The sequence below is a fragment of the Hyphomicrobium sp. genome, assembly GCF_036833075.1.
GTDB lineage: Bacteria > Pseudomonadota > Alphaproteobacteria > Rhizobiales > Hyphomicrobiaceae > Hyphomicrobium_C.
On sequence record NZ_DAITQL010000027.1, the window covers coordinates 39,740 to 48,022 of the forward strand.

At 63.3% G+C, this 8,283-nt stretch carries 7 protein-coding genes; 4 read left to right on the forward strand and 3 right to left on the reverse strand.

Going from position 1 to position 8,283, the window contains the following annotated elements; all coding sequences use genetic code 11:
• Window positions 1–421 precede the first annotated feature (421 nt).
• From V7082_RS10105 to V7082_RS10115, 3 genes are all read right to left on the reverse strand, one after another.
• On the reverse strand, window positions 422–3,010 hold the full coding sequence (locus V7082_RS10105) for an excinuclease ABC subunit UvrA (RefSeq protein WP_334148138.1): 2,589 nt from the start codon (window positions 3,008–3,010) through the stop codon (window positions 422–424).
• A 566-nt stretch (window positions 3,011–3,576) separates the two neighbouring features.
• Complete coding sequence (locus V7082_RS10110) at window positions 3,577–4,980, reverse strand: L-lactate permease (protein WP_334148140.1); 1,404 nt, start codon at window positions 4,978–4,980, stop codon at window positions 3,577–3,579.
• A 187-nt stretch (window positions 4,981–5,167) separates the two neighbouring features.
• Window positions 5,168–5,296, reverse strand: coding sequence for a hypothetical protein (locus tag V7082_RS10115; RefSeq protein ID WP_334148142.1), 129 nt, complete (start codon window positions 5,294–5,296; stop codon window positions 5,168–5,170).
• Between the two features lie 883 nt (window positions 5,297–6,179).
• Here V7082_RS10115 and V7082_RS21555 point away from each other — a divergent pair.
• The 4 genes from V7082_RS21555 (at window position 6,180) to V7082_RS10130 (ending at window position 7,783) form a co-directional block, all read left to right on the forward strand.
• Window positions 6,180–6,431, forward strand: coding sequence for a transcriptional regulator domain-containing protein (locus V7082_RS21555; protein ID WP_442909777.1), 252 nt, complete (start codon window positions 6,180–6,182; stop codon window positions 6,429–6,431).
• Between the two features lie 61 nt (window positions 6,432–6,492).
• Complete coding sequence (locus V7082_RS10120) at window positions 6,493–7,002, forward strand: DNA -binding domain-containing protein (protein ID WP_334148143.1); 510 nt, start codon at window positions 6,493–6,495, stop codon at window positions 7,000–7,002.
• Between the two features lie 86 nt (window positions 7,003–7,088).
• On the forward strand, window positions 7,089–7,298 hold the full coding sequence (locus V7082_RS10125; RefSeq protein WP_334148146.1) for a helix-turn-helix domain-containing protein: 210 nt from the start codon (window positions 7,089–7,091) through the stop codon (window positions 7,296–7,298).
• Window positions 7,295–7,783 carry a S26 family signal peptidase gene (locus V7082_RS10130; protein ID WP_334148148.1) on the forward strand — a complete coding sequence of 163 codons (489 nt, stop codon included), beginning with the start codon at window positions 7,295–7,297 and terminating at the stop codon, window positions 7,781–7,783. The genes V7082_RS10125 and V7082_RS10130 overlap by 4 nt, the downstream gene beginning before the upstream one ends.
• Window positions 7,784–8,283: the final 500 nt, after the last annotated feature.

Genomic DNA, 8,283 nt, shown 5'->3' on the forward strand with positions numbered 1-8,283 from the left:
CAGCATTCCAGGACAATCGGGTGATCGTCGACAACAAGCGCTTTGGTCGTGGAAACATCGTTATTGACTAACGCCCATACCCGGCCGAACAGGCATCTTTTCAACCAACTGGTTGATAATATCCGATCGGGAGAGTTGGTCAACCGGAAGGGGCGACCTTGGCCCTTGCTGCGCGAACGTTTATGCATAGGCGTCGGCCGTAATCCCAGAATGAGCAAGGGCAGTTGCGAGCCGATGGCAACGGTGACCGTTCTACGCGGGCCAGGCTTGGCTCCCTCTTGCCGGTGTTCGGTCTCGCCGATCGAGCATAAATCGACCTAGCCCGCGACCACGGCTTGAGGATGCAACGGCGTGCACGCGCAAGCCCTTGATTTTGAATCCCGATGCCCCAGCCGTATCGGCTTTCCCGTCGCGGCGCGGCCTAGATTTTTGGTATCTGCCCGGAATTTGATCGCCGCCGGCGACGTTTTTCGCCCCGCGCATGACCTGCGGAGTCCGCACAGGACAGCACTTGCGACAGATAGCGCGCGGTCGGGCCACCATCGGCGCGCGCGACATCCTGCGGCCTGCCGCTCGCGACGACGTTGCCTCCCTGATGCCCGGCTCCGGGACCGAGATCGATGACCCAATCGCTGCTAGCAACGATCGACATGTCATGCTCGACCAGGACGACGCTGTTTCCTGAATCGACGAGACGAGCGAGTTGCGCAATGAGCCGGGCAGTGTCGTACGGGTGCAGGCCGGAGCTCGGTTCGTCCAAGACGTAAAGGCCGCCGGCCCGCAGCGGCGATTGCAGCTCCGTCGCGAGCTTGACGCGTTGGGCCTCCCCGCCGGAAAGCTCCGTCGCCGGCTGACCCAGCATAAGATAGTCGAGACCGATTTCGCCCAGAAGGTCGAGGCATCGCGACACAGGGGGATCGTCGTCAAAGAAGTCGCGGGCCTCTGCCACGGTCATCGCCAGGACATCCGCGATCGACCGCCCGCGATGGGTTACCTCCAACGTTTCGGGATTATAACGAGCGCCTTTGCAAGTCGGACACCGCGCATACACACTCGGCATGAAGAGAAGCTCGACCACGATCGCGCCCTCCCCCTCGCAGGCCGGGCATCGCCCCTCGGCCAGATTGAACGAGAACCGCCCGGCGCTGTATCCCCTCGCGCGCGCCAGGTCGGTCGCGGCAAACCGCTTGCGCACATGATCGAGGAGGCCCGTATAGGTCGCAAGATTGGAACGGGGCGTGCGGCCGATCGGCTTCTGATCGATGACCACGAGACGACGCAACGCTGCGGGGACGCCCTCGATACGCCCCTTCACACGGGCGCGCGGCGCCGCATCATCGTCAACAACGGCACCTGCAGGCTGTGTCCGCCCGATAAGGTCCATCACCAGCTCGACGAGGGCACCGGCCACGAGGCTGGACTTGCCGGACCCTGACACGCCCGTGACGGCCGTCATGACGCCGAGAGGTATGTCGACATCGACGCCGTTTAGGTTGTTGCATGAGACGTTCCGCAGCCGAAGCCATGCCGTGGCCGCGCGGGGCGTCCGGCTCGGAACGCCAGCGCCACCGAATAGGCTGGCGGCGGTGTGCGAAGTCGCGACCTTTGCGAGACCATCAAGCGGGCCGCTATGGAGGATGAGGCCGCCGTCCGCCCCGGCGCCGGGACCGACGTCGACGATCCAGTCCGCGCTTCGGATGACGATAGGATTATGCTCCACAACCGCCACCGTGTTGCCGGCCTCCTTGAGGCGGCGCAGGACACCAATAAGCGCACCGGTATCGGCGGGATGCAGGCCTGCGGACGGCTCATCCAGGACGTAGACGACCCCGAACAGTTCGGAAGACAGCTGTGCGGCGAGCCGCACCCGCTGATATTCCCCGGGCGAGAGCGTCGGCGTCTCCCGATCGAGCGACAGGTAGCCAAGACCAAGCTCGGCCAGTACCTCCGTGCGCTGCAGCATATCCGCAATGATGCGCTCGGCCGCGATAGCCTTCTCCGGATGTTCCGTCCAGTCGATGACGGAGGCGCTTTCGCGGCGCGCGCCCTCGATCAGATCGCGCAGCAGATCGGCGAGACTGTCGACCGGAAGAGACGACATTTGCGCAATGTCGCGTCCCGCGAGCGTCACCGAGAGCGCCTCCGGACGCAATCGGCGGCCGCCGCAGCCTGGACAGAGTGACTGCGTGACATAGCGGGAAACGCGTCTCCTCACCGTGGCGCTCTGTGAGGTTGCGAGGGTTTGCAGCACATAGCGCCGAGCCCCGATGAAGGTGCCCTGGTAGCTCGGCGTCGCGCCGGCAGCCCGAGCCTTACGGGTTTTCGCCGGCGAGAGGCCGGCATAAACTGGGACAACCGGTTGTTCCTCGGTGAAGAGTATCCAGTTTCGATCCTTTTTCGGCAGGTCCCGCCAAGGTCGGTCGATGTCGAAGCCGAGTGAGACAAGGATGTCGCGAAGGTTCTGGCCGTGCCAGGCGGGCGGCCAGGCGGCAATCGCTCGCTCGCGGATCGTCAGCCGGTCGTCGGGCACCATGGAAGCCTCGGTCGCCTCGATAACGCGGCCGAGGCCGTGGCATGCCGGGCACGCACCTTCCGGAGTATTGGGCGAGAAGCATTCCGCATCGAGATGCGGCTGCGACGGCGGGTAGGCGCCAGTTCGTGAAAACAGCATGCGCAGCCGGTTCGAGAGCCCGGTAGAACTTCCCACCGACGAGCGTGTCGACGGCGCGCCCTGCTGCCTCAGGGCGACCGCGGGTGGAAGCCCTTCGATCCGGTCGACCTCGGGGGCGGGTAGCTGCTGGAACAGCCGCCGCGCATAGGGCGCGACAGATTCGAGATAGCGACGCTGCGCCTCCGCATATAGGGTGCCGAAGGCGAGCGACGACTTGCCCGAGCCCGAGATGCCGGTGAAGGCGACAAGCGCGTTACGGGGAAAGTCGAGGTCGATGGCTTTCAGATTGTGGAGCCGCGCCCCGCGCACGCGCACGAAGGCGTCTGATGATCGCTTCATTGGTTCCAATGACCTTCCAGAGGCGGGTTGCGAAGTCGAACTTTCCCCTCGTCAGGACAACACGCCAAATACCGCAAAGGTATTGGTGAAACACCGCACCGACGACAAACTGCACCAGCCGTTGCCGGGGGCAAATTGGGCACGCACGCTTGTGCGTGCCCTTTCTGTCAATTATTCATAGGTATAAAAATCTCCATTTCCGAGCGATAGATGTCTGTCAGTCTATGCTTCCGCCAAGCGCCGACTTCGACCTCGCAATCACCATCGGGCCAGCTCAGGCAAGACGAGCCCCGAGGCCACCGGGCGGAATCGCTTTGGAGATGTCCCCCCGATCCTGAGCTGGGATAACACCCATCAGCTCGCCCCCATTCAAGCACGCACCAGAGATGTGCTCAACCTCGCTTGGGTAGCTTCTCAACTCGCGACGGCATAGGTCCAAAAGCCCACATCGCTTTGGTGCCGACCAAGAATTCATCTCTCGAGTCCGACCAAGCGCACGCAGGCAAGAAGGCCGACCACACCTTCGGCCGGGAAGCGCAAGGCCACAACTCCTTGCGATCAGGGGATTACACAAACGTCAGGATGACGTTGAGAACGGCCAACACGATGACGACGGCAAGCGCCACCAGCAAGGCCGACATCTGAACCCATCGGCGATGTTCCGCAGCCTCGGCCGGCGACAATTGGATTGCCAACTCGACCTTGCCCGGCGACGCCATCAACAGGAAGGCGGCGGCAACATTGTGAATCGCCATGAACCAAAGCACGTCCTCGCCAAGCGAGCGGGCGATCTCCGCCTGTGTCGCGGCGAACATCGCATTGGCTCCGGTGTTGGAGCCGGTGACGAACCCGCCGATCGCGCCGACGAAGGGCGCGGCCACCAGATAGGCCATGCCGGCTTCTGCCAATGTCCGCGCCAGAAAGGCCGCCATGCCGGACACGGCCATCAAGACTCCAAGCATAATGAACAAGCCCGTCACCGGCGCAACCTGCGCCCAAGACGCCCAGGCGCGACGGCTTGCTTCCTTCGCCGGCAGCCCACCTGCAAAGACGATGGCAGCGACGAACAACCAAAGAGCGGGCGAGGCGACATAGCGCCAGTGCCCGGACAGTCCGGCGGCTTCTACGATCCAGCCCGCAGCCAGCACGCCACCTAAGAGGACCGCATAGCTCGACAACGCCTTGCGCCCGACGCGCCGCAAGGGCGGAGCGTTGCCGTGCCGCTTCACACGCGCGAGATGAAGGACGATCAGCACCAATGCGCCGAGCGCGCCTGCAGGCGGAGTACCGAAAAGGGCATTGGTTGCCGTGACGGAGATCGTCAGAATAATTCCCGAGAGCGCTCCCTGCAGAACAGCGGCCACGCGCCCGTCGCCAGGTGCGACAAGCCACGCCGCGACCACCCCTGTCACAAGGAACGGAATGGCGCTGATGATCGCCGATGCGACGCCCAGCTCGTGGAACGACACGCCAGACATGATCGCGGCGATCAGTGTCCCGGGGCCCATCGAGCCCCATGGTACCGCACACAGGCCGAGCAAACCGATCATTGCCACTTTCCGAGCTGGCAGGTCGTAATGCCACAACAGCGGAATACCGATTGTGACGCCGATGCCGAAGCCCGTCAGCGATTCCGCAAATGGTGTGATGCCGTGTACGACGAGCAGCACCGCGCCGACGCCCTGGCCGGCCCGGCCGCGTATCCAGCCTGCCAGCTCGGCTTCTCCGCCCGCGTGACGCAAGACTTCGGACAGCAGCAGACCACCGCCGACGATCATCAGAACTTCGACCACGATGGGACTCCAGCGCATCACCGCTGGGAAGATGCTTTCCCACGGAAAAGGGAAGGCCACCAGGATCGCCAATGCGGCCGCTCCGACACCGAGAAGCGCGGCATGGATCGAACGGACGCCAAGCGAGAGCGCTACGATGGTAGACAGAACGGGTAGGGTACTGAGCAGAAGGGCCATCAGAGATCACTGAGTTCTATCAATCGGCAATTTCCCTGGAGCCGATGTTGAGTTTTCTGTCCTATACTGTTCCGTCGAAAACGACCTCGAGGCGCCTCGCCGCCAACACACGGGCCACGCGAGTTTCCCGGACCGTGCACGTGGGCGCAGAGCATTGATTTTGCGATGCGCGAGCGTCCAGCGCCCGTCACCCTTGCAGGTCGGAGAGGCCGGCTTCGCCGAGCACGGCGCGCCTTGCCGTAATCTCCTTCTCCTCTCGCTCCGGATGACCGGCCAGGTCCGCACCGTTGCCACGCAACCTCGTCTCGAGTTGCATCGTCGAGACGCCGAACTCGACGACTTACCAGCATGCGCAAGAGCATATAGAGAAAGTTCCGGTCTCCGGCACGACGCACGGATAGCCTCTCGCGCGATCGCGACGTATTCGGCGGGTAGCATCATCGCACCCCTCTTGCGAAACGCTTCGCGCGCCGAAGTCGTACCTATTGCGCTCGGCTTCCTTCAACAGCCGCGCCAACAGACGCGCGACGGCCGGCATTTGGCAGTGCCCGCTAGGCGGGCGAATGAAGCAGTGATCATCTCGGGAGGCGCATTCAGTGTTGCAGAATCCGAGGCTCCAAGTCGTGTGCTTGAACGTCGCGCAGCACTGCGACAAGCGAACCTTCGCAAGTCTCAAAAGCGATGCAGGGCCGTTTTAAAGACTGATCCGCGAGTTGCCTCCTTGATGGGCAAGCCCCGAATGAATGCAGTGCCGCCCGACGCAGAGGTCCGTTATGATGACGCCCAGCTTAGCGGCCCAATATCGCCGAAGACCTGCGACAAGGCTCGAAGCCAAACCGACGCCTACCCATGCCTATTCCCTCCAGGACGCAGATCTGTTCAACCACACGATAGGCCTATAGGCGATAGTGAAAACGAGCCGACCCAGAGGGGATTTCTGTCAGGAACGAGTGGGAATTGTTGACAACATTCCAGATCCGAAATTTGCAGCCCCGCCGATTTGCTCCGCCGCGCAGCCAAACAACCGACACTCAAGCTCGCGCAACACCTTTTCGAGCATCGTTTCAAGAATGCTTTCCCATATCACTGCAAAGCGCCAGGACAGTCGAGAAGACATGGAGCAACGTTGCTGCGACACATGGACCAATGCACCGTACACGGATACCTCTTGTTAGGATTCTCGATCCTAGCCTCGGGCTATGGAACGCAGTCGGTACTATGTCGGTCCGCCCTGGCCGCCTTCCCGCGGCACCTATGACTACATCCTGAGCCTTTGCCCCAGTGATCTGGCCTGGGAGTTTCTGCGCCGGCATTGTCCCTACCAGCGCGACTACCAGCTTAGCCGTCGCGGCTGTGCGCGCCAATACCGCACCCGCTGCCAGATGAACCTCGTGCGCATGCGAAGGCGCAGCTTGCGGCCTGGTGTCTGGGACCTGCATTCCTTTCGTTGACCCCTCGCTGCCAGCTTGCGAAGCGCCGCTCTGCTGGTGTCCCTGCGCGGCGGCTCCGCTCTTGGACGCCGTCGCGAGACGCGCCATCGATGCATCGGAAGCTGATCTGTCGTTGGCTTGTCTGACCTCGGTCAGGCACGTCATACGGGGACCGGGCGGCGAGGAACTCGTTATCCTCCGCGACTCCACCGCGGCCGTGACGCTCAGGTGCCGGGGCTGCCCACTGGCCAGGGCACCGGTCGACCTTACCCTTGTGAACAGGCTGTCGGCTCCAGATGCATACGCCAAGGCGGTCGCCAATCTTGCCCACCTGCTGCTACGGCCCACCAGCGATCTGTACCGTACGCGAAAGCGGTTGCTACTCCGCGACGCGCTGATCGCTCTCGACGGCAAGTGTGTCGGGGCAAGCTATCGTGACATCGCGGTCGTTATCTATGGTGCGGAGCGAGTTCTGGCCGAATGGGTTGGCGCAAGTCGATGGATGAAGGATCGAATCTGCCGCGCCTACGCCAAGGGTAAGGAGCTTCGCGATGGCGGCTATCTCGACCTCTTGCGGCTCGGTGTCGTTTGAGCCGATCGCGGAACGACACTCCCCAGGCAGTTCCCTTGCCGCAAGTCTTCCCGGAAGTTCCAACACATCATCCGGGAGCCCACGGCATGGCCACGTTGAAAAGATTGCCGCTGCTCACCACCGAGGAAGCCGCCGCGCTGCTTCGGCTCAAGGCGCATACGCTCGAGAATATGCGCTGGCAGGGCACCGGACCACCGTTCCGCAAGCACGGCGGCCGCGTCTTCTATCACCGCAAGGAGTTGCTCGAGTGGTCTGAGCGCGCCCGCCGGCAGTCGTCGTCGGGACGCAAGCCATGAGGAAATCGCCCATTGCCGGCATGGCAATCGCCCTCATCCTGCTGATAGCCCCGGCACCTCGGCGTGCCACCGTGTATGTGGTCTGGAACGCGTCCCCTAGTGTGGCGATCGGCCTCTACGGCATTGTCCATTGGCGACCGGAAGTTGGTGAGTTGGCCCTGGTTCGCCTGCCGGAAGACCTCTCCGAGGTCGCGCACCGGCGCGGGTACCTGCCGCGATCGGCGCTGCTGCTAAAGCCGGTCGCCGCCAGCGCACTCGATCGCGTTTGCCGCTTCGGCGCCGACGTGTTCGTGCGGAGCCGCCTGGCCGCGCGTGCCAGGACCGAAAGCGAACCACTGCCCCCTTGGCGAGGCTGCCGCACCCTCAGGAGCAGCGAGCTGTTCCTGCTCGCCGAGCATCCGGCGAGCTTCGACAGCCGCTATTTCGGCCCCGTTCACGTCAAGCACCTCATCGGAACGGCGATCCCGCTCTGGCGCATCCAATGAGACTCCGCGCCGTTCGGCCGGACCGACACTCGCTAGGTGATTGGTCAAGATAAACATTCGCCTCTGGCGACGTCAGTTCGCGAGGCGATGGACAAGGTTGGCTGACGTCATCACGGGTTCAATGACGAGCGGGTTGCAGAGACCCAATGAGTCTGGGCGGACCCGCCCTCGATCCCATGATCTCGGGCGGTCGGGCTCTATCGCGCGGCCTCGATCAGCCGCGCGACCGAGCCGCCGGCAAAGGGGAACCGGCGTCTCGGCACATGCGTGTAACGATCCCTTCCGCGGAGCCAGCGGCATGCTCCTGTCCCAAAAGCCGAGCAGCGCGTCTGTTGCGAGCCGTCGGCCCGTGCTTCTCGGGCGGCGCCTCAGCCACTAAGACCATGACGCGGAAAAGCGTCCCGATCGGCGCGCAGCTCAGCTCCGCGTCGCTGTTGGGAGAGCAGATGTGCTGCGGCCACCTCCGCTTGGTCTCGCCGATCGCAAACCGAACGCCAAGC

Excerpts from the sequence above, each read along its gene's own strand:
- V7082_RS10115 (WP_334148142.1), bottom strand. The coding sequence starts at position 5,296 with ATGCAACTCGAGACGAGGTTGCGTGGCAACGGTGCGGACCTGGCCGGT.
- V7082_RS10130 (WP_334148148.1), top strand. The coding sequence starts at position 7,295 with ATGAGGAAATCGCCCATTGCCGGCATGGCAATCGCCCTCATCCTGCTG.
- V7082_RS10110 (WP_334148140.1), bottom strand. The coding sequence starts at position 4,980 with ATGGCCCTTCTGCTCAGTACCCTACCCGTTCTGTCTACCATCGTAGCG.
- V7082_RS10125 (WP_334148146.1), top strand. The coding sequence starts at position 7,089 with ATGGCCACGTTGAAAAGATTGCCGCTGCTCACCACCGAGGAAGCCGCC.
- V7082_RS10105 (WP_334148138.1), bottom strand. The coding sequence starts at position 3,010 with ATGAAGCGATCATCAGACGCCTTCGTGCGCGTGCGCGGGGCGCGGCTC.
- V7082_RS21555 (WP_442909777.1), top strand. The coding sequence starts at position 6,180 with ATGGAACGCAGTCGGTACTATGTCGGTCCGCCCTGGCCGCCTTCCCGC.